The 18814-nt window shown below is 71.7% G+C and carries 19 protein-coding genes; 6 read left to right on the plus strand and 13 right to left on the minus strand.

The window, feature by feature from the left end; all coding sequences use genetic code 11:
- Positions 1-124 precede the first annotated feature (124 nt).
- Positions 125-1150 (plus strand): class I mannose-6-phosphate isomerase, encoded by a 1026-nt coding sequence (locus tag ACHAAC_RS08255; protein WP_435715647.1) that lies wholly within the window; start codon positions 125-127, stop codon positions 1148-1150.
- Here the strand turns inward: ACHAAC_RS08255 and ACHAAC_RS08260 are convergent.
- The 5 genes from ACHAAC_RS08260 to ACHAAC_RS08280 all read right to left on the minus strand — a co-directional run bounded on the left by ACHAAC_RS08260 (position 1147) and on the right by ACHAAC_RS08280 (position 7207).
- Complete coding sequence (locus tag ACHAAC_RS08260) at positions 1147-2010, minus strand: phosphoribosylaminoimidazolesuccinocarboxamide synthase (protein ID WP_435715648.1); 864 nt, start codon at positions 2008-2010, stop codon at positions 1147-1149. The genes ACHAAC_RS08255 and ACHAAC_RS08260 overlap by 4 nt on opposite strands.
- A gap of 133 nt (positions 2011-2143) precedes the next feature.
- The gene (purB, locus tag ACHAAC_RS08265; protein ID WP_435715649.1) at positions 2144-3565 is read right to left on the minus strand and encodes an adenylosuccinate lyase; all 1422 of its coding nucleotides are present in this window, start codon (positions 3563-3565) and stop codon (positions 2144-2146) included.
- A gap of 69 nt (positions 3566-3634) precedes the next feature.
- Positions 3635-4894 carry a phosphoribosylamine--glycine ligase gene (gene purD, locus ACHAAC_RS08270; RefSeq protein WP_435715650.1) on the minus strand — a complete coding sequence of 420 codons (1260 nt, stop codon included), beginning with the start codon at positions 4892-4894 and terminating at the stop codon, positions 3635-3637.
- A 58-nt stretch (positions 4895-4952) separates the two neighbouring features.
- On the minus strand, positions 4953-6245 hold the full coding sequence (locus ACHAAC_RS08275) for an Nramp family divalent metal transporter (protein WP_435715651.1): 1293 nt from the start codon (positions 6243-6245) through the stop codon (positions 4953-4955).
- A gap of 77 nt (positions 6246-6322) precedes the next feature.
- Positions 6323-7207: a fumarylacetoacetate hydrolase family protein gene (locus ACHAAC_RS08280; RefSeq protein ID WP_435715652.1), complete on the minus strand. Its 885-nt coding sequence runs from the start codon at positions 7205-7207 to the stop codon at positions 6323-6325.
- Positions 7208-7311: 104 nt separating this feature from the next.
- On the opposite strand from ACHAAC_RS08280, the gene ACHAAC_RS08285 reads away from it, so the two are divergent.
- Positions 7312-8325, plus strand: coding sequence for an asparaginase (locus tag ACHAAC_RS08285; protein WP_435715653.1), 1014 nt, complete (start codon positions 7312-7314; stop codon positions 8323-8325).
- The gene (locus ACHAAC_RS08290) at positions 8322-8990 is read left to right on the plus strand and encodes a GntR family transcriptional regulator (RefSeq protein WP_435715654.1); all 669 of its coding nucleotides are present in this window, start codon (positions 8322-8324) and stop codon (positions 8988-8990) included. Before ACHAAC_RS08285 ends, ACHAAC_RS08290 begins: the two co-directional genes overlap by 4 nt.
- A 73-nt stretch (positions 8991-9063) precedes the next feature.
- Here ACHAAC_RS08290 and ACHAAC_RS08295 read toward each other — a convergent pair whose 3' ends face one another.
- On the minus strand, positions 9064-10362 hold the full coding sequence (locus ACHAAC_RS08295) for an adenylosuccinate synthase (protein WP_435715655.1): 1299 nt from the start codon (positions 10360-10362) through the stop codon (positions 9064-9066).
- A 346-nt stretch (positions 10363-10708) separates the two neighbouring features.
- On the opposite strand from ACHAAC_RS08295, the gene ACHAAC_RS08300 reads away from it, so the two are divergent.
- Complete coding sequence (locus ACHAAC_RS08300) at positions 10709-11623, plus strand: diacylglycerol/lipid kinase family protein (RefSeq protein ID WP_435715656.1); 915 nt, start codon at positions 10709-10711, stop codon at positions 11621-11623.
- Positions 11624-11658: 35 nt separating this feature from the next.
- Here the strand turns inward: ACHAAC_RS08300 and ACHAAC_RS08305 are convergent, their stop codons facing one another.
- Together ACHAAC_RS08305 and ACHAAC_RS08310 are read right to left on the minus strand one after the other, a co-directional pair.
- Complete coding sequence (locus ACHAAC_RS08305; protein WP_435715657.1) at positions 11659-12447, minus strand: hypothetical protein; 789 nt, start codon at positions 12445-12447, stop codon at positions 11659-11661.
- Complete coding sequence (locus ACHAAC_RS08310; protein ID WP_435715658.1) at positions 12444-12848, minus strand: DUF3151 domain-containing protein; 405 nt, start codon at positions 12846-12848, stop codon at positions 12444-12446. The genes ACHAAC_RS08305 and ACHAAC_RS08310 overlap by 4 nt, the downstream gene beginning before the upstream one ends.
- A 93-nt stretch (positions 12849-12941) precedes the next feature.
- Between ACHAAC_RS08310 and ACHAAC_RS08315 the strand changes: the two genes are divergently transcribed.
- Both ACHAAC_RS08315 and ACHAAC_RS08320 read left to right on the plus strand, forming a co-directional pair.
- The gene (locus ACHAAC_RS08315; protein WP_435715659.1) at positions 12942-13187 is read left to right on the plus strand and encodes a hypothetical protein; all 246 of its coding nucleotides are present in this window, start codon (positions 12942-12944) and stop codon (positions 13185-13187) included.
- Positions 13184-13714: a hypothetical protein gene (locus ACHAAC_RS08320; protein ID WP_435715660.1), complete on the plus strand. Its 531-nt coding sequence runs from the start codon at positions 13184-13186 to the stop codon at positions 13712-13714. The genes ACHAAC_RS08315 and ACHAAC_RS08320 overlap by 4 nt, the downstream gene beginning before the upstream one ends.
- Before the next feature lie 30 nt (positions 13715-13744).
- Here ACHAAC_RS08320 and ACHAAC_RS08325 read toward each other — a convergent pair whose 3' ends face one another.
- From ACHAAC_RS08325 to pyrE, 5 genes are all read right to left on the minus strand, one after another.
- Positions 13745-14935 (minus strand): hypothetical protein, encoded by a 1191-nt coding sequence (locus ACHAAC_RS08325; RefSeq protein ID WP_435715661.1) that lies wholly within the window; start codon positions 14933-14935, stop codon positions 13745-13747.
- A 27-nt stretch (positions 14936-14962) separates the two neighbouring features.
- Positions 14963-15982, minus strand: coding sequence for a class II fructose-bisphosphate aldolase (gene fbaA / locus ACHAAC_RS08330; RefSeq protein WP_435715662.1), 1020 nt, complete (start codon positions 15980-15982; stop codon positions 14963-14965).
- A gap of 71 nt (positions 15983-16053) precedes the next feature.
- Positions 16054-17436 (minus strand): FAD-dependent oxidoreductase, encoded by a 1383-nt coding sequence (locus ACHAAC_RS08335; RefSeq protein WP_435715663.1) that lies wholly within the window; start codon positions 17434-17436, stop codon positions 16054-16056.
- Positions 17437-17529: 93 nt separating this feature from the next.
- Positions 17530-18135 (minus strand): TrmH family RNA methyltransferase, encoded by a 606-nt coding sequence (locus ACHAAC_RS08340; protein WP_435715664.1) that lies wholly within the window; start codon positions 18133-18135, stop codon positions 17530-17532.
- The gene (pyrE, locus tag ACHAAC_RS08345) at positions 18132-18776 is read right to left on the minus strand and encodes an orotate phosphoribosyltransferase (protein ID WP_435715665.1); all 645 of its coding nucleotides are present in this window, start codon (positions 18774-18776) and stop codon (positions 18132-18134) included. Before pyrE ends, ACHAAC_RS08340 begins: the two co-directional genes overlap by 4 nt.
- Positions 18777-18814: the final 38 nt, after the last annotated feature.

An 18814-nucleotide genomic window follows, 5' to 3' on the forward strand; every position in this document is an offset into this window, starting at 1 on the left:
CTCCGACGGGGATGTGCGTTGTGGATCACAGCCTACCGGCGAGTTCGACGCGTGGCCGGTGGGCCGACGGTCTGCTCGACAGGCTGGTCTCGACAGGCTGGGGCCGGCCCGCGACCATGGTCCGGTGCTCCCCCTGCGACTGGCCCCGAACCTCGTCGACCACTTCTACCGCGGGGGTGAGCGCATCGCGGCTCTGCGCGGCATCGCGACGACCTCGACCCACCAGCCGGAGGAGTGGCTCGGCGCCACTGTGGCCCGTGCCGACGCCTGGCCCGTCGGCCTGGCCACAACGCTGACGGGCGACGTCCTGCGCGACCTCGTGGCGGCGGACCCCATGGCCTGGACGGGTGCAGGCTCGGGGCCGGACACCGGGGTCCTGGTGAAGCTCATCGATGCGGGCCAGCGCCTGCCCGTGCACGTCCACCCCGATCGCGCCTTCGCCCGTGACCACCTCGACTGTCCCTACGGCAAGACCGAGGCGTGGTTCGTGCTCGAGGCCGAGCCCGACGCGTGCGTCCACCTCGGGTGGACACACGCCGTCGACCCCCTCGAGCTCGCACGTCGTCGAGACGACCAGGACGGCGCGTGGATGCTCGACCGGATGCACCGCGTGCCCGTTCGTCCGGGCGACGGGTTCCTCGTCCCGGCGGGGACACCACACGCGATCGGCGCCGGCGTGCTCGTGGCCGAGGTGCAGGAGCCGACCGACTTCTCCATCCTGCTGGAGTGGTCCGTGACGACCTCGACGCGCGAGGAGTCCCACCTCGGGATCGGCTTCGAGACCGCGATGACGGCCGTCTCGCACGAGGCCCTCTCGCCGCAGGACCTGTCGGCGCTGCGCACCCACGTCGACCTCGCCGCGCGTGACGACACGCCGCTGCCCTGCCTGCCGGCGGAGGCCGAACCGTGGTTCCGTCTGGACGTCGTCGCCCCGTCCGCGCGGTCCACCACGGTGCCCGCGGGGTTCGCGGTGCTCGTGGTCCTGGACGGGCCCGGACGGCTGCTCGCAGGCCAGCACGAGGTCACGCTCCACCAGGGCGAGGTCTGGGCCGTGCCCGCGGCCTTCGGGCCGTGGAGGGTCGACGGCACGGCGCGCGTGCTCGCCTCCCGCCCGGGGCAGGGCTGGCCCGACTCGCTCGGGGTGGGCTAGAAGCTCTCGCCGGTGAGCTGCTCGTACGCCTGGACGTATCGCTCACGCGTGCGCTGGACGACCTCCGCGGGCAGTGACGGCGGGGGGTCCTGCCCGTGCCTGTCCCAGCCGGAGTCCGGCGAGGTCAGCCAGTCGCGGAGGAACTGCTTGTCGTAGGAGGACTGCGCTCGACCCGGCTGCCACTCATCGGCCGGCCAGAAGCGCGAGGAGTCCGGAGTCAGGACCTCGTCGCCCAGCACGATGGTGCCGTCGGCGCGGGCACCGAACTCCAGCTTCGTGTCGGCCAGGATGATGCCCTTGGAACGGGCGATGCGCTCGGCGCGCGAGTAGACCTGCAGCGTGAGGTCGCGGAGGCGTTCGGCGACGGGCGCCCCGACGGCCTCCACCATCTGCTCGAAGCTGATGTTCTCGTCGTGGTCCCCCATCTGGGCCTTCGTGGCGGGGGTGAAGATGGGGGTGGGGAGCCGGGAGCCGTCGACGAGCCCGTCGGGCAGCGGGACGCCGCACACCTCGCCGGCCGCGTGGTAGTCCGTCAGGCCGGAGCCGGTCAGGTAGCCGCGGACGACGCACTCCACCGGGAACATGTCGAGCCGCTCCACGACGACAGCCCGATCACGGACCCGCTCCGGGACGTCCGTGGAGACCACGTGGTTCGGCACGACGTCCTGGAGCTGCTCGAACCACCACAGCGACATGCGGGTGAGGATCTCGCCCTTGTCCGGGATGCCCGGACTCAGCCCGAAGTCGTAGGCGGAGATGCGGTCGGAGGCGACCATGAGCAGGTGGCCGGTCTCCAGCGAGTAGAGGTCACGGACCTTGCCGGAGTGCAGGTGGGTCGCTCCGGGGACGTCGAGGGGCACGGCGCCAGCGTAGTCGGCCCCGTCCGCCGGTTTACCACGGTCCCGTGGCAAACCCGCACTCCCCGCGGGAAGGTCCCTTGGGGAGGTGCCAGTTCACCACGGGATGTGTTCCGGGAGCCCGCGGTGCGAGGGCTCAGAGGATGGAGCCGGGGGTGTAGCCGGCGGCTTCCGGGTCGGTGGCGAGCAGTGCCTCGACGGCGGAGACCACTCGAGCCACCTGCTGCGTCGCGGCACCGGTGAACTCCAGCGGGGCGGCGACCAGAGAGGCCAGGTCGGCCTCGGTGAGCGAGAGCCGGTCGTCGGCCGCGAGCCGGGTGAAGAGGTCGTTCTCGGCGGCGCCCGTCTCGCGCATCGCCAGGGCCACGCCCACGGCGTGCTCCTTGATCGCCTCGTGCGCGACCTCGCGGCCGACCCCGGCGCGCACCGCGGCCATGAGCACCTTGGTCGTGGCGAGGAACGGCAGGTAGCGGTCGAGCTCGCGCTGCACGACGGCCGGGAACGCCCCGAACTCATCGAGCACCGTCAGGAACGTCTCGAAGAGCCCGTCGGCGGCGTAGAAGGCGTCGGGCAGCGCGACGCGACGCACGACCGAGCACGACACGTCGCCCTCGTTCCACTGGTCCCCGGCCAGCTCGCCCAGCATCGAGGCGTAGCCGCGCAGGATGACGGCCAGGCCGTTGACCCGCTCGCAGGAGCGCGTGTTCATCTTGTGCGGCATCGCGCTGGAACCGACCTGGCCGGGCGCGAAGCCCTCGGTGACCAGCTCGTTGCCGGCCATCAGGCGGACCGTCGTGGCAAGATTGGACGGCGCCGCGACGAGCTGCACGAGCGCGGTGACGACGTCGTAGTCCAGGGAGCGTGGGTACACCTGGCCGACGCTGGTCAGCACCTCGTCGAACCCCAGGTGAGAGGCGACGCGGCTCTCCAGCTCGGCGAGCTTGTCCGCGTCACCGCCGAGCAGGTCCAGCTGGTCCTGGGCCGTCCCGACGGGGCCCTTGATGCCGCGAAGCGGGTAGCGGGCGAGCAGGTCGTCGATGCGTCCGACGCCGACCAGGAGCTCGTCGGCGATCGTGGCGAAGCGCTTGCCGAGGGTGGTGGCCTGCGCCGGGACGTTGTGGCTGCGACCGGCCATGACGAGCTCGGCGTGCTCGGCTGCCAGCCGACCGAGTCTGGCGGCCGTTGCGACGGCGCGTGAGCGGAGCACCTGCAGCGACGCACGGACCTGCAGCTGCTCGACGTTCTCGGTGAGGTCGCGGGAGGTCATGCCCTTGTGGATGTGCTCGCTGCCGGCCAGCGCGGCGAACTCCTCGATGCGCGCCTTGACGTCGTGCCGGGTGACCTTCTCGCGCTCGGCGATCGAGGTGAGGTCGACCTGCTCGACGACGGCCTCGTGGGCCTGGACCACCCCGTCGGGCGTCGCGATGCCGAGGTCGCGCTGCGCCTTCATCACCGCGATCCAGAGCTGCCGCTCCAGGACGATCTTGTGCTCGGGGGACCAGATGCGGGCGATCTGGTCCGAGGCGTACCGGGAGGCCAGGACGTTGGGCGTGGTCACGGCCCTCATCCTCCCACCCCGGCCGCCGCGACGGTTTACCACGGTCCCTCGGTAAACCGGCGTCGCGGGTCAGACCTCGATGTCGCCGAGCTGGGCGGCCAGGGCGATGTCGGTGCGGTGGTGTGCGCCGTCGATGATGATCGCGTCGACGCCGGCGTAGGCGCGGTCGCGGGCGTGCTCGAGCGTCTCGCCCGTCGCGGTGACGGCCAGCACGCGGCCCCCGGCCGTCACGAGGTTGCCCTCGTCATCCAGCGCGGTGCCGGCCTGGATGACGTCGACGCCCTCGATCGCCTCCGCGGCGTCGATGCCGAGGATGCGGTCACCGGTGCGCGGGGTGTCCGGGTAGTTACAGGAGGCCATCACCACCGAGAGAGCCACCTCCTCGCTCCAGGCGGGCAGGCCGACGTCGGCCAGCGTGCCGGTGGCGGCCCCGTGCAGCAGGGCCGAGAGCGGCGTCTCCAGCAGGGCCAGCAGCGCCTGGGTCTCGGGGTCGCCGAAGCGGGCGTTGAACTCCACGACGCGCACCCCCCGGGACGTGAGCGCGAGCCCGGCATAGAGCAGTCCTTGGAACGGCGTTCCCCGACGCGCCATCTCCAGCACCGTCGGCACGAGCACGCGGCGGCTCACCTCGGCCACGAGGCCGTCGGGCGCCCAGTCCAGCGGCGTGTAGGCACCCATCCCGCCGGTGTTGGGTCCCTCGTCACCGTCGAGCGCACGCTTGAAGTCCTGTGCAGGCTGCAGCGGCAGCACGGTCTCGCCGTCGGTGATGGCGAACAGGGAGACCTCCGGGCCGTCGAGGAACTCCTCGATGACGACCCGACCGCACGCGGCGGCGTGCTCGACGGCGACCCGCCGGTCCCGGGTCACCACGACGCCCTTTCCGGCGGCGAGCGCGTCGTCCTTGACGACGTACGGCGGCCCGAAGGCGTCGAGCGCTGCTGCGGCCTGCTCAGGGGTCTCGCACACGTGCGCCATCGCGGTGGGAACCTCGGCCGCCGCCATGACCTCCTTGGCGAACGCCTTGGAGCCCTCCAGCTGCGCCGCGGCCCGCGAGGGCCCGAAGCAGGCGATGCCGGCCTCGCGCACGGCATCGGCCACGCCGGCGACGAGCGGGGCCTCCGGGCCGACGACGACGAGGTCCGCGTCCACGCGCATCGCGAGGTCGGCGACGGCAGCGCCGTCCATCGGGTCGACGTCGTGCAGCGTCGCCACCGATGCGATCCCCGGGTTGCCCGGCGCGGCGTGCACCTCGGTGACGGCGGGATCGCGGGACAGGGCGAGGGCGAGGGCGTGCTCACGTCCCCCGGTTCCGATGACGAGGGTCTTCACGGCTGCGAGCCTAGCCGGAGCCAACCGTCACGCCGGCGACAGGCACCGATCTTCGAGATCAGACGATCCCGAAGATCTGCAGCACCCCGAGGGCGCCGACACCGACGACGACCAGGCCGCCGAGGACGTTGGCGGTCACGGTGTTGACGTGGTCGCCCAGGACGTCGCGGCGGTTCATGACGATGATCAGGAAGATCGCGAGCACCGGCAGGGACAGCCCGGCTGCGTACTGGGTGGCGATGATGAGCGCCACCGGGTCGGCGCTGAAGAAGGCCATGAGCGCACCACCGATCAGGACGGTCAACCACACGGCACGGAACCGCATGTCGGTCATGTCCCGGCCCCAGCCCAGGACTCCCGAGACCGCGATGGCTGCCGCGAAGGGGGCGGTGATCGCACTGGTGAAGCCGGCGCCGAAGAAGCCGAGGCCGAAGAGGACCTCTGCGGCGGTGCCGAGCGTCGGCTCCAGCTGCTGCGCCATGTCGACGGCGTTCTCGATGTTGCGGTCGCTGCCGAAGAAGGCGGCCGCGCCCGTGGCGAGGATGGCGACCGTGATGAGGCCACCGATGGTGATGGAGAACCACGTGTCGGTGCGCGCCTCGGCCAACGCCCTCTCGGTCGGCACCGAGGCCGGCCACTGCTCCTGCACGGAGCGGGAGTGCAGGAAGAGGTTGTAGGGCACCACGGCGCTGCCGATGAGACCGATGAGGACGATCAGGGAGCCTGACGGCACGCTCGGCACCACGAGACCGCGGAGCATCTCGCCCACGTCGGGTCGGACGATGACGGCGGTGGCGAGGAAGGTGATGCTCATCAGCATCACCAGCGCGATCAGCACCCGCTCGATCACCTTGTAGCGACCGAACCACAGCAACGAGGCGACCGCGACGACGGTGAGGACGATCGCGATCCGGGAGTCGATCCCGGTGAGGATCGAGATGCCCTGCGAGGCGCCGGTGACGTTGCCGGTGGCGAAGGAGAAGCCTCCGACGCCGATCGCCAGGAGCGTCAGACCGATGAGGAACGCCTTCACGATCGGGTTGGCGAAGGTCGTGCGCAGCGCCTCACCGAGGCTCTGCCGACCGACGACGCCGAGCCGAGCCGCCATCTCCTGCAGGATGATCGTCGCGACGGTGGCGAACACCACGGACCACAGCACCACGAAGCCGTAGTCAGCCCCCGCGACGCTCGCCGTGGTGACCGAGCCCGGGCCCATGAAGGCCGCCATGACGATCAGCCCCGGGCCCAGCTTCTTCAGCCGCTGGGGGAAGGTGCCGCGACCGCTGTCGTCGGTGTGCTCGGCGGACGACGAGCTGGCTGGGCGGTCGGACCCGTTCGGGTCGGAGGTCATGGCATGTCCTTCCGGGGGTGTGACGCAGGTGACACTTTATAAAATGCAAGATCGTTGGCGATCCGTCAACCCCACCCTCAGCGGCTGCCCTCGCCGATGACGTTGCGCAGGACTCCCAGGTTGGTCGCCGAGACCTCGACGACGTCGCCGGGCACGAGGTAGCGCGGCGGGTCGAAGCCCAGTGCGACGCCGGCCGGCGTCCCGGTGGCGATCACGTCCCCGGGCGCGAGGGTGATGCCGGCCGAGAGCGTCGCGACGAGGGTCGGCACGTCGAAGATCAGGTCGGTGGTGCACGCGTTCTGGCGCAGCTCGCCGTTCACCCGGCACTCCAGCCACGTCTCGGAGAGATCGACCTCGTCGGCGGTCACCGCCCACGGGCCCATGGGGCAAAAGGTGTCGAGGGACTTGCCCAGGAACCACTGCTTGTGTCGCTCCTGGAGGTCGCGCGCCGTGACGTCGTTGACCAGCGTGTAGCCCCAGACATGGTCCATCGCGTCCTCGGGGCGGATCCCGCGCCCGCCGCGACCGATGATGACCGCGATCTCTGCTTCGTAGTCCAGGGCGTCGGTCAGGCCCAGGTGGGGGTCGACGACGTCGTCGGGACCCACGACGGTGCTGGGGGCCTTGGTGAAGAAGATCGGCGCGGACGGGACGTCAGGACCCGAGCCGGTGGCGTCCCGGCCACTGCGGGCGAACTCCGCAGCGTGCTCGGCGTAGTTCTTGCCGACGCACACCACGTCGTGACGCGGGCGCGGCAGCGGCGCGAGCAGGCGGACGTCGCCGACCGACACCGGGGGCTCGGTCGCAGCGGCCGGCTCGCCGGCGGCGGCGTGGTCGACCACCGACAGGAGCCCCTCGGGTGCCGCGTCCGCGGGGAGCGGCGCGATCGTGCCCGCCTCCGCGTCCAGCACCCCCACGCGTGGCGTCCCGGTCCCCTGCTCGGCATAGGTCACGTACTTCATCGTTGGCCCCTCCCGGCGGTGTGGCCGCCTTCGTCGTCGGTGGTCCGATCCTATAAAGTGCAATCCTTCGACGAGACGGTAGCAAGAGCACGTAGGAGGCGCACATGCCCGCTCCCAAGGTCGCGGTCGGCTCGCTCGGCGGCACCATCGCGATGACGCCTGGGGCGAGTGCCCCGTCCCCCGGCAGGACCGCCGGCGCGGTCGTCCCGACCCTGCGTGCGGCCGACCTGCTGGCCGCCGTGCCCGCCCTGGCCGAGATCGCTACGGTGACGGCCGACGACGTCCGCACAGTCCCCGGGGCGAGCCTGACCGAGGCCGACCTCCGCGAGGCGCTGCTCTGGGCCCGGGCGCAGGTCGACGCCGGCGCGGTCGGCGTCGTGCTGACCCAGGGCACCGACACGCTGGAGGAGACGGCCTACCTGCTCGACCTGTGGTGGGACCGCGCGGCGCCGCTCGTGCTCACCGGTGCGATGCGCTCGGCCGCCGTCCCCGGCGCGGACGGACCGGCCAACCTGCTGGCGGCGGTGCGGACCGCCTCTGCACCCGCCGCTCGTGACTGCGGGGCCCTCGTCGTGATGGACGACCGGGTGCATGCCGCGTCGAGGGTCCGCAAGAGCCACGCCACCACCACCGGCGCCTTCACCTCCCCCGACACCGGCCCACTCGGGTCGGTGCACGAGGGCCGGGTGCTGGTCCGACCCTCCCGACGACACCCGTCGCTCCCGCTCCCGGTCCGCACCGCGCGCGTCGCGCTGCTGGAGACTCACCTGGGTGACGACGGCGCACTGCTGCGCGCATCCGCCGAGCTGGACCACGACGCGGTCGTCCTCGCGGCGTACGGGGTGGGCCACGTGTCGGCCGATCTCGCCGAGGTGGTCAGCGAGGTCCAGGCCCGGATCCCCGTGGTGGTGGCCTCACGGACCGGAGCGGGCAGCACCGCGCGCGCCACCTACGGCTTCCCCGGATCCGAGACCGATCTGGTGCGTCGCGGGGCGCTCCTGGCGGGCTGGTTGGACCCGCGCAAGGCGCGGGTGCTCACCTGGGCGGTACTTTCGTCCACGTCGTCACCAGACCGGCTCGCCAGCGAGCTGGCCACTCGCGGAGAGGAACCGATGTGAGCCTGGACCAGCGCGCCGACCGATCGCGGGCGCGGACCGCCCACGAGTACGTCCGCAAGGAGCTGCGCGCCGCCATCCTGGACGGCGAGCTCCCCGGCGGGACCCGGCTGCTGCAGTCGGAGATCGGCGAGCGGCTCGGGGTCAGCACCACTCCGGTGCGGGAGGCGCTGCGCGACCTGGTCACCGAGGGCCTGGTGTTCTTCGACGCCCACCGGGGTGCGGTCGTTCGCGCCCTGCAGCTGGACGAGGTCCGTGAGATCTACGAGCTCCGCATGACCCTGGAACCACTGCTGGTCCAGCGCGTCCTGGACCGCATCGACGACGCGGCCCTCGACCGCGCCCACGTGCTCTGGCAGCAGATGGAGGAGGAGACCGACCCGGCGGTGTGGGTCGAGCGCAACCACGCCTTCCACGCGATCTTCGCCGAGCCCGACGCCGACAGCCGCTTGAGCCAGATCCTCGCCGGCCTGCGCGACAGCGCCACGGCCTACGTCGCGCTCTCGCTCAAGGCTCGCCCGCAACAGATGCGGCAGGCCAACGCCGACCACGGACGGATGCTCGCCCTCTTCCGCGAGCGCGACGCCGAAGGGCTCGCCACGTTGACCGTCGACCACCTGCGCTCCACCCTCGCCGCGATCGAGAGTCAACACCCCGACGAGGAGTGACCGGCGACGGGCGGACGGACCGACCCGCCTCGACCCGGGCGCCGTCGCCCCGAGTCGGCGGGCCGCCAGGGGCTCAGAGCAGGTCGTGCACGACGATCGTCTGCTCGCGGTCGGGGCCCACCCCGATGGCCGAGATGCGTGAGCCACTCATGGACTCCAGCGCCTGCACGTAGTCCTGGGCGGTCTGCGGCAGGTCGCCGAGCTCCCGGCAGTGCGAGATGTCCTCGTGCCAGCCATCGAAGTACTCATAGATCGGCTTGGCGTGGTGGAAGTCGGTCTGCGTCATGGGCATCTCCTCCACCCGCTCGCCGTCGACCTCGTAGGCCACGCACACGGGGATGCGGTCCCACCCGGTCAGGACGTCGAGCTTGGTGAGGACGAAGTCCGTGACGCCATTGATGCGTGCGGCGTACCGGGCGATGGGAGCGTCGTACCAGCCGCAGCGGCGCGGCCGGCCCGTCGTCGTGCCGAACTCGCCGCCGTTGGCGCGCAGACGCTCGCCGTCACCATCGGGATCGTTCCCCTCACCGAGCTCGGTGGGGAAGGGGCCCTCGCCGACACGCGTCGCGTACGCCTTGACGATGCCGATGACGCGGGTGATGTCCGTGGGCGCGATGCCTGAGCCGGTGCAGGCGCCGCCGGTGGTGGCCGACGACGAGGTCACGAACGGGTAGGTGCCGTGGTCGACGTCCAGCAGCGTGGCCTGTCCGGCCTCCAGCAGCACGGTCTCGCCCCGGTCCAGCGCCTCGTGCAGGACGAGGGCGGTGTCGGCGACCATCGGGCGGAGGCGGTCGGTGTAGGAGGTGAGCTCCTCGACGATCTCCTCGACGTCGACCGCACGGCGGTTGTAGACCTTGGTGAGGATCTGGTTCTTGAGCTCCAGCGCGCCCTCGACCTTCTGGCGCAGGATCTTCTCGTCGAAGAGGTCCTGCACGCGGATGCCGAGCCGGTTCATCTTGTCCGCGTACGTCGGCCCGATGCCCCGACCGGTCGTGCCGATCTTGCGGCTGCCCAGGAACCGCTCGGCGACCTTGTCGAGCGTGCGGTTGTAGTCGGCGATGACGTGCGCGTTGGCGCTGATCAGGAGCTTGCTCGTGTCAATGCCGCGTGCCTCGAGCCCGTCGATCTCCTCGAACAGCACCGACAGGTCCACCACGACGCCGTTGCCGATGACCGGGGTGCAGCCCGGGCTCAGGATGCCACTGGGGAGCAGGTGCAGGGCGTACTTCTCATCGCCGATGACGACGGTGTGGCCGGCGTTGTTGCCGCCGTTGAACTTGACGACGTGGTCCACCCGACTGCCGAGCAGGTCGGTGGCCTTGCCCTTGCCCTCGTCACCCCACTGGGCTCCGACGATGACGACTGCGGGCATCGAGATGCACCCCTCGAACAGGAGACAAGCCCCGCGCGACGGGGCTCTGACCGCCACAGCCTACTGTCCGACCACGTCCGGCGACCAACCCGTGCACGCTGAGCCGCGCCCTTCCCCCGTACGCATAGGCTCTGCTCGGACAAGGGAGCGCACATGAGCGAGCGCGAGCGAGCGAACAAGGGAACACGAATGCGATCACGTTCCTACGGTGGTTCTTCTGAGGACGTGGTCGCATGAGCGAGCGACAGCTGGGGGTACCCCCGCGAGTTCTACGAGCAGGGGGCGCGAACAAGGGATCACGAATGCGATCACGTCCCTACGGTGGTTCTTCCGAGGACGTGGTCGCATGACCGAGTGGGTGGCGATCGCCAACGCGAACGCGGGCACGAGCAGTGCCGACGAGGTCGGCACCGCGATGGAGATCCTCCGGGCGGCGCATGACGTCCGGCTGGTCGAGACCGAGGACGCCGACGACCTGCGCGAGGCACTGGAGAAGGTTGCCACGGGCTCGACCATCCTGGCCCTGGGCGGCGACGGCAGCCTGCACGCCGTGGTGACCGTGCTGGACCGGATCGGCCGGCTGGGGGACGTCGTCCTCGCCCTCGTCCCGCACGGCACCGGCAACGACTTCGCCCGGACGATCGGGATGGACCGCGACGACTCAGCTGCCGCCGCTCGACAGCTGCTGGAGGCACGGGAGGTCTCGATCGACCTCGTGCGCGACGACCAGGGCCGACCCGTCGTCAACGCCGTGCACGTGGGCATCGGGGCCGAGGCGGCGGAGGAGGCCCAACCCTGGAAGAAGGCGCTGGGCCCCGTCGGGTACGGCATCGGCGCGATCATCTCGGGTGTGAAGCATCGCGGCTTCCACGGCACCGTCCTCGTCGACGGCGAGGCCCTGCCGCACCGGGGCCGCATCATCCAGGTGGCGATCGGCAACGGCCGGTACATCGGCGGAGGCGCCCCCCTGCTGCCCGAGGCCGACCCGGGCGACGGGTTGCTGGACGTCGCCGTCTCGTGGTCCAACCCGCGCCTGCACCGGGTCGCCTACGCCTGGCGGCTCCGCAAGGGCCGGCACCCGCAGCGCGACGACGTCACCTACACCAAGGCGACGTCGGTCAGCGTGACCGGCGACCCGACGCCCGGCAACCTCGACGGCGAGCTCTGCCCACCGTCGAGCAGCCATTCCTGGCGGATCGAGCCCGGTGCGTTCCGGATGCTGGTGCCCCGCGACGAGGACCGCGCCGAGCCGTCGGGCTGACGCGAGGTCGTCCGGTCGAGGTGTCCGGGACGGGCCTAGCCCGCGCGATGACGTCGGGCCGCTCGGGCCCAGTGCACCCCGGCGACGACCAGCAGCACGAGCAGACCGCGGGCGGCCCAGGTCGCCGCGAGCCGCCACGGCTCCTCACCGGTGTCCGTCAGGAGCAGCAGGGTCCGCTCCAGCCCCTGGCCCGCGGCGGTGCCGGGGCCGACGTCGTAGCCAGAGGTGGCGATGACGCCGGCCACGGCGAAGGCGACCGTGAACAGGAGGAACAACGATCCGGCCGTCACCAGGTCGTCCTCGTCGTCGCGCTCCCACCGCGAGGGAAGCACTCGACGGACCAGGTGGATGACCGGCCAGGCGACGAGCATGCCCACCAACGTCCCCAGCAGCCAGGCCAACGACATGAGCAGCCCCACCACGAAGAGCGCTGTCGGCACGATCGTCCCGTCGACCGAGTCGCCAACGACCACCTGGGCCACCATCACCAGCACCGAGACCACCAGCGCCACCACCAGGTGCACGGCGACCGTCGCGCCGAGCGGGCCGAACATCGCGAGGGCGACTCGACGGTCCGAGCCGTCGTACCGACCGACGTGGCGCATCGGGTCCCACCCGAGAGCACACGTCAGACCGCCGACCAGCCCCAGTCCCGCGTAGAGGGACAGCCCGAGGTCGAACCACCAGTCCTGTCCGGCCAGGTCGCTGACGAGCGACCCCACCAGACCGACCAGCGAGAGTGCCGACGTTGCCTGCGAGGTGCGAGGGGCCCATCGCTGCGCGATGCCCGTCGGCTCGGGCCACGCGCGGGCCAGGAGCCTCACCCGACGAGCGCGGCGTACGCCTCCGGGCTGGACTCCCGCAGGAACTCGCGGCACCGGTGGGCCTCGGCCTCGTCGCCGAGCCGCTCGGACCCGGTGGCCAGCGTCGCGAGCGATCGAAGGAAGCCCTGGTTGGGGCCGTGGCTCCACGGCACCGGGCCGTGGCCCTTCCAGCCGTTGCGTCGCAGCCCGTCGAGCGAGCGGTGGTAGGACGTGCGGGCGAAGGCATAGCCCTCGAGGTCACGTCCGTCGGCCAGTGCCGCCTCGGCCAGCAGTGCCCAGGCGAGCGTCGAGTCCGGGTGTGCCGAGGCGACCGACTGCACGTCGTCGCCGGCATCGAGGGCGGCGGCCCCGGGGTCCTCGGGCAGGAAGGTCTCGGGCGGCTCGCCCAGCAGGTTGGTCATGCTCCGACCCTAGCCGTGGGGCCCCGGCGTCCCGCGCGCCCGATGCGTCAACTCATGGTTGACACGCGTCCCGTGTCAACTTACGGTTGACGCATGGCCGACACCATCCGATCCCGCTGGACGCCCACCGTGCTGACCGCCGGCGTGGCCGCCGTCCTCCTGGGCGTCGGCTCCGGCGCCCTCTCCACCCTCTTCGACGGCTTCGTCAAGGGTCTCTTCCAAGGGGCCGGCGTCATGCTGATCATCGTGGGCGTCTATGCCGTCGGTCGCGTCGTGTTCCGCAGCGATGACGGCACGACGTCCGACGGCTGGCTGCCCAGCCGCGACGGCGACCGATGACCGTCACCGGCGGCCCCGACCACGCCCTGGCCGACGCCGTCGGTCGGGCCATCCTGGACAGCGGCGACGGGCCCGCGGGGCCCGACGACCCGTTGGCCCTCGTGCGGCGGGCCGCCGAGGCCGACGCCGTGGTGGGCGACCTGCTGCGCCAGGCCGTCGCCAGCGCTCGTTCGGCCGGACAGAGCTGGGCCAGCATCGGGCACGAGCTCGGGATGTCCCGACAGGCCGTGCAGCAGCGCTTCGGAGTGGTCGCCGAGCTCGACGATCCCACGGAGCGCTGGCTCGGACCCGTCACGGCCTTCGACGAGATGGCCGAGCTCGAGCTCGCCGGGCGGCTGGGGTGGCGCACCGTCGAGGCCGGCCTGCTGCGGCACCGGATGGTCCGCACCAGCACGCAGTGGGAGCATCGCCGGGTCGTCTGGACCAGGCCACCCACGGCGTTCGCACGGGACGGCTGGCAGATCGGCTGCCGCGCCTTCCCCTGGCTCTACCTCGTCCGCGACACCGGCCGTCCCGTCGAGGACTGACCGGGAGGCACGACCGGGCGAGATCTCGACTCAGGGGGTGACGGCCTCCATCGCCGAGACCGGGAAGCCCTCCTCGTCGAGACCCACCAGGGAGAACGGGAGCTCGGAGACCCCCTCAGCCGCACGCTCCGGAAGAGGAACGAACCCGATCAGGCCCGTGGCGTCGACGTCGCGACGGCCGACCCGGAGCTCCAGCGAGTCGACCTCCGAGGACGCCGCGTACAGGAGGAACGGCTGACCCTCGTGTCCCTGGTCCGGACCGATCCACGACGCGGCGAGGACCGGGCGGGGCGACGTGCCCCGACTCTCTCCCACGACGTAGGCCGCCAGGTCCGAGGAGTCGCCCACGGCAACGGCCACGACCGCGCCCGGCGAGCCGCGCGGGGGGTCGAGCGTCACGCGGACCGCAACGGCGACCGCCCCGCCCTCGGGGAGGCCGACGCCCTGCGGGCCCGGGCCGGTCCCGAGGACCTCGACCACGACGTCGTCCTGCACCCGGACCCCCGCGGCCGGACGTGGGCTCTGGATCCGGTCGAGCGCGTCGGCAACGGCTGCGGCGAACCCCACGCCGTCCGGCGACACCAGCGTCCCCCACACCTGCTCGGGGTCGCCCCTGTCGATGACGGCGACGTCGTCGACGGCACCGAACCAGAGGGTGGGCGTGTTGCCGGCCTCGCTGCCTCGCGCCACGCAGCCCGCAGCGACGGAGCTCACCAGTCCGTCGTCCACGGGGATGCTGGAGAGGAAGCCGCCGGCCGCCGGCTCCGCGTCGAGGGAGTCCTGACGCTCCGGGCACCAGATCTCGAGCTCGGTCTCGGCGAGCGTCTCGTCGAGCAGGAAGCCGGTGCCGGTGGCGAGCACCTCGCGCGAGCTCACGGTGGACTGGCCCTCGCGGATGTTCCAGCTCCCGTCGCCGTCCGGCTGCACCGCGGAGACCACCCCTCCACCGCCGGCGAGCACCACCGTCGTCGTCGGACCGAAGGGGCCGTCGGCCTCGCCCTCCCAGAGCACACGGATCTCGTCCAGGTCCTCGTCCTGCGCCCGCCAGGCCTCGACCGCGGAGAGCGCACGCTGCGACGTGACCTCCTGCCGGTCGGCGTCGAGCACCGGTGGATCGTCCTCGCCCAGTGCCACCACCCCGACCACCGCCGCCAGCACGGCGGCCACGACGACCACACCGACGACGATCACGAGGCGTCGGCGACCTGCTCCCCCGGCCATCTCATGCCCCCGAACCGTGCCCGGCCTCTAGAGTCGGGTGCCTGCGGAACGGAGGTTCTGGCAGGCCTCGACGACGCGGGCGGCCATGCCGGCCTCGGCGGCCTTGCCCCAGGCGCGCGGGTCGTAGACCTTCTTGTTGCCGACCTCGCCGTCGACCTTGAGCACGCCGTCGTAGTTCGCGAGCATGTGCCCGGCCACGGGGCGGGTGAAGGCGTACTGCGTGTCGGTGTCGACGTTCATCTTGACGACGCCGTAGTCCACGGCGGCGGAGATCTCCTCGGGCAGCGACCCGGAGCCGCCGTGGAAGACGAAGTCGAAGGGTGCGATCGCCCCGTACTTCTCGGCCACCGCGTCCTGGGCGGCCTTGAGCACCTCGGGGCGCAGCTTGACGTTGCCGGGCTTGTAGACGCCGTGCACGTTGCCGAAGGTCAGGGCCGTCAGGTACCGGCCCTTCTCGCCCAGGCCGAGAGCCTCGGCCGTGGCCAGTGCATCCCCCGGCGTCGTGTAGAGCTTGTCGTTCATCTCGGCCTCGACGCCGTCCTCCTCGCCACCGACGACGCCGATCTCGACCTCGAGGATGATGTGGGCGGCGGCCGCCTGGGCGAGCAGCTCCTGCGCGATCTGCAGGTTCTCCTCCAGCGGCACCGCCGAGCCGTCCCACATGTGCGACTGGAAGTAGGGCAGCCCCCCACCCTCGACGCGCTCGAGCGACGCGGCCAGCAGCGGGCGCACGAAGCCGTCGAGCTTGTCCTTGGGGCAGTGGTCGGTGTGCAGGGCGACGTTGACCGGGTACTTCTTGGCCACCTCCTGCGCGAAGGCGGCGAAGCCGAGGGAGCCGGAGACCATGTTCTTGACCGTCGGGCCGGACCAGTAGTCCGCGCCACCGGTGGAGACCTGGATGATGCCGTCGGACTCGGCCTCGGCGAAGCCCGCCAGCGCCGCGTTGAGCGTCTGCGAGGACGACACGTTGATGGCCGGGTAGGCGAACGAGTCACGCTTGGCCTTGTCGAGCATCTCGGCATAGGCCTCGGGTGTGGCGACGGGCATGGGGACTCCTCGGGCTGGTCGGTGCCGACCCGTTCAGCCTAGCGCCGGAGGAACGCTGCGTGACCGGTGCCTCAGGCCGGGTGGGGCGACCCCTCGGACAGCTCCTTGGTGAGGGCACGGGCGATGACCTGCACGGGGCTCCAGACCGAGGAGAACGGGGGAGCGTAGGACAAGTCGGTCATGACGATCTCGTCGACGGTGAGCTCGGACCACAGGGCCATCGCCGCCGTGTCGATCCGCAGGCCTGCGCCCTGCCCACCGGCGACCTGCACCCCGAGCAGGCGTCGCGTCTGCGCATCGGCGATGCCCAGCCCCCACATCGACTCCGCCCCCGGGTAGTACCCGGCCCGCGTGGTCGTCTCGATGGTCGCGACGACCGGGGTGAAGCCGGCCTCGCGCGCCTGCTCCTCACCCAGTCCGGTGCGGGCGATCTCGAGGTCGCAAAACTTGGTGATGGCCGTCTGCACGACCCCCGGGAACGTCCGTCTGCTCCAGGTCGCCCCGAGCGAGGCAGCGATCGACTCCCCCGCCACCAGCCCCTGCTTGTTGGCGTGGGTGCCGAGCGGGAGGTGCACGAGGCCGCCACTGATCCGGTCGAGCGTCACGACGCAGTCGCCCGCGGACCACACGTGCTCGCTCTCGGACACGCGCTGCTGGTCGTCGGTGACGATGCCGCCCTTGACGCCCTTCTCGGCGTCGGGCAGGAGCTCCGAGCGCGGGGTCACCCCGAAGGCGGCCACCACGATGTCCGCCGCATACGTGCCGTCTGCAGTGCGGACGGCCTGCACCCGGCCTTCGGCGTCGACGTCGAACCCGGTGACCTCCGCGTCGGTCACGAGCGTCACGTCACGCTCGGCCATCCGCTTCGCGATGACCTCGCCGACGTGGTCCTCCACGATCGGCAGCGGCGTCGAGTCACGCTCCAGGACGGTCGTGTCCAGGCCACGCGCCGCGAACGCCTCCGCCATCTCGATCCCGATGTAGCCGCTGCCGACGACGACGGCCCGGCGCACACCCTGCCCGAGATGGTCGAGCACGGCGTGCCCGTCGTGCAGGTCCTTGATCGTGTGGATGCCCTCGGCGTCGATGCCGGGCAGGTCGGGACGCACGGACCGGGCGCCGGTGGCGACGACGAGCCGGTCCCACGAGATCTCGTGCGTCCCGGCCTCGTCTGACCAGGTGACCGTCCGGCCCTCGACGTCGATGCTCTCCGCCGTCGACTCGAGCCGGACGTCGATGCCCAGCTCACGGTGCTGCTGCGGCGTGCGAGCGACGAGGTCGTCGCAGGAGTCGATGTCGCCGGCGATCCAGTACGGGACGCCGCAGGCCGAGTACGACGTGTAGGTCCCCCGCTCCAGCACGACGATCTCGACGTCGTCGACGAGGCGGTTGATGGCCGACGCAGCGGTCATCCCCGCGGCGTCGCCCCCGATCACGAGCACGCGTGGAGCCATGCCGCCGAGCCTACGAGGGGTGTGGCCCCTCCGCAGGGTCGACCGGCGTCTCGCACCGGTGCCCGCGTCGGGGCCGGTCGTCGTGACCGATGCTCACCCGGCGTGCTGTCGTACCCAGGCATGCATCGCGATGGCAGCGGCGGCGCCGGCGTTGATGGAGCGTGTGGACCCGAACTGCGCGATGCTCAGGGTCGTGGCGCACGCGGCCCGAGCGTCCTCGGAGAGTCCCGGCCCCTCCTGCCCGAGCACGAGGACGCACTCTCGGGGCAGGTCCGCGGCCTCCAGGGGGACGGCGCCGGGCAGGTTGTCGACGCCCAGCAGCGGCAGGCCCGCGTCGGCGGCCCATCCGGCGAGCGTCGGCACGTCGTCGTGGTGGTGGACGTGCAGGTAGCGGTCGGTCACCATCGCGCCACGTCGGTTCCACCGACGTCGGCCCACGACGTGCACGGCGGCGGCGTTGAAGGCGTTGGCGGTGCGCACGACCGAGCCGATGTTGAAGTCGTGCTGCCAGTTCTCGATCGCCACGTGGAACCCGTGCCGGCGCGAGTCCAGGTCGGCGACGATCGCCTCCACCGTCCAGTAGCGGTAGGCGTCGACGACGTTGCGTCGGTCGCCCAGCTCCAGCAGCTCCGGGTCCAGCCGCGTGTCGTCTGGCCACGGCCCTTCCCACGGGCCCACGCCGACGACGGGCTCCGTCACCCGACCCCGAACTCAGAACGGTAGGCGCGGACGGCCTCGAGGTGCTCGCCGTGCCGGCCGGTGGTCTGCAGGTACTCGATGATGTCGTCGAGCCGGATGATCGCCGTGACCTCCACGTCGAGGTCCCGCTCGACCTCCTCGATCGCCGACAGGGTCCCGGTGCCGCGCTCCTGCCGGTCGACGGCCACCACGATCCCCGCGATCCTGGCCCCCTCGGACTCGACCACCTGCTGGACCTCTCGGATCGCGGTGCCGGCGGTGATGACGTCGTCGACGACGAGCACACGACCCTGCAGTGGCGATCCGACGATCAGACCACCTTCGCCGTGGTCCTTGGCCTCCTTGCGGTTGAAGCACCACGGGACGTCACGGCCGTGCCGGTCCGCCAGCGCGACCGCCGTGGCCGAGGCGATCGGGATGCCCTTGTAGGCGGGGCCGAGCAGGACGTCCATCTCCACCCCGCTGCGCACTATGGCCTCGGCGTAGGACCGTCCCAGAGCGGCGAGCCGCTCGCCGGTGTTGAAGAGTCCGGCGTTGAAGAAGTAGGGCGAGCGTCGGCCGGACTTGAGCGTGAACTCGCCGAAGCGCAGCACCTCGTGGCGCAGGGCGAGCTCGATGAACTCACGCTGGTAGTCCTGCATCAGACCGGGCTCCTCAGGCTGGGCTCATCCGACTGGTC

It is taken from the genome of Aeromicrobium sp. CF4.19 (genome assembly GCF_051262555.1).
Lineage (GTDB): Bacteria > Actinomycetota > Actinomycetes > Propionibacteriales > Nocardioidaceae > Aeromicrobium.

Bases quoted from the DNA above. Each gene is read 5' to 3' on its own strand.
- ACHAAC_RS08275 (WP_435715651.1), bottom strand. From the start codon at position 6,245: ATGACCTCCGACCCGAACGGGTCCGACCGCCCAGCCAGCTCGTCGTCC.
- ACHAAC_RS08280 (WP_435715652.1), bottom strand. From the start codon at position 7,207: ATGAAGTACGTGACCTATGCCGAGCAGGGGACCGGGACGCCACGCGTG.
- ACHAAC_RS08285 (WP_435715653.1), top strand. From the start codon at position 7,312: ATGCCCGCTCCCAAGGTCGCGGTCGGCTCGCTCGGCGGCACCATCGCG.
- ACHAAC_RS08295 (WP_435715655.1), bottom strand. From the start codon at position 10,362: ATGCCCGCAGTCGTCATCGTCGGAGCCCAGTGGGGTGACGAGGGCAAG.
- ACHAAC_RS08300 (WP_435715656.1), top strand. From the start codon at position 10,709: ATGACCGAGTGGGTGGCGATCGCCAACGCGAACGCGGGCACGAGCAGT.
- ACHAAC_RS08310 (WP_435715658.1), bottom strand. From the start codon at position 12,848: ATGACCAACCTGCTGGGCGAGCCGCCCGAGACCTTCCTGCCCGAGGAC.
- ACHAAC_RS08315 (WP_435715659.1), top strand. From the start codon at position 12,942: ATGGCCGACACCATCCGATCCCGCTGGACGCCCACCGTGCTGACCGCC.
- ACHAAC_RS08320 (WP_435715660.1), top strand. From the start codon at position 13,184: ATGACCGTCACCGGCGGCCCCGACCACGCCCTGGCCGACGCCGTCGGT.
- ACHAAC_RS08325 (WP_435715661.1), bottom strand. From the start codon at position 14,935: ATGGCCGGGGGAGCAGGTCGCCGACGCCTCGTGATCGTCGTCGGTGTG.
- fbaA (WP_435715662.1), bottom strand. From the start codon at position 15,982: ATGCCCGTCGCCACACCCGAGGCCTATGCCGAGATGCTCGACAAGGCC.
- ACHAAC_RS08335 (WP_435715663.1), bottom strand. From the start codon at position 17,436: ATGGCTCCACGCGTGCTCGTGATCGGGGGCGACGCCGCGGGGATGACC.
- pyrE (WP_435715665.1), bottom strand. From the start codon at position 18,776: ATGCAGGACTACCAGCGTGAGTTCATCGAGCTCGCCCTGCGCCACGAG.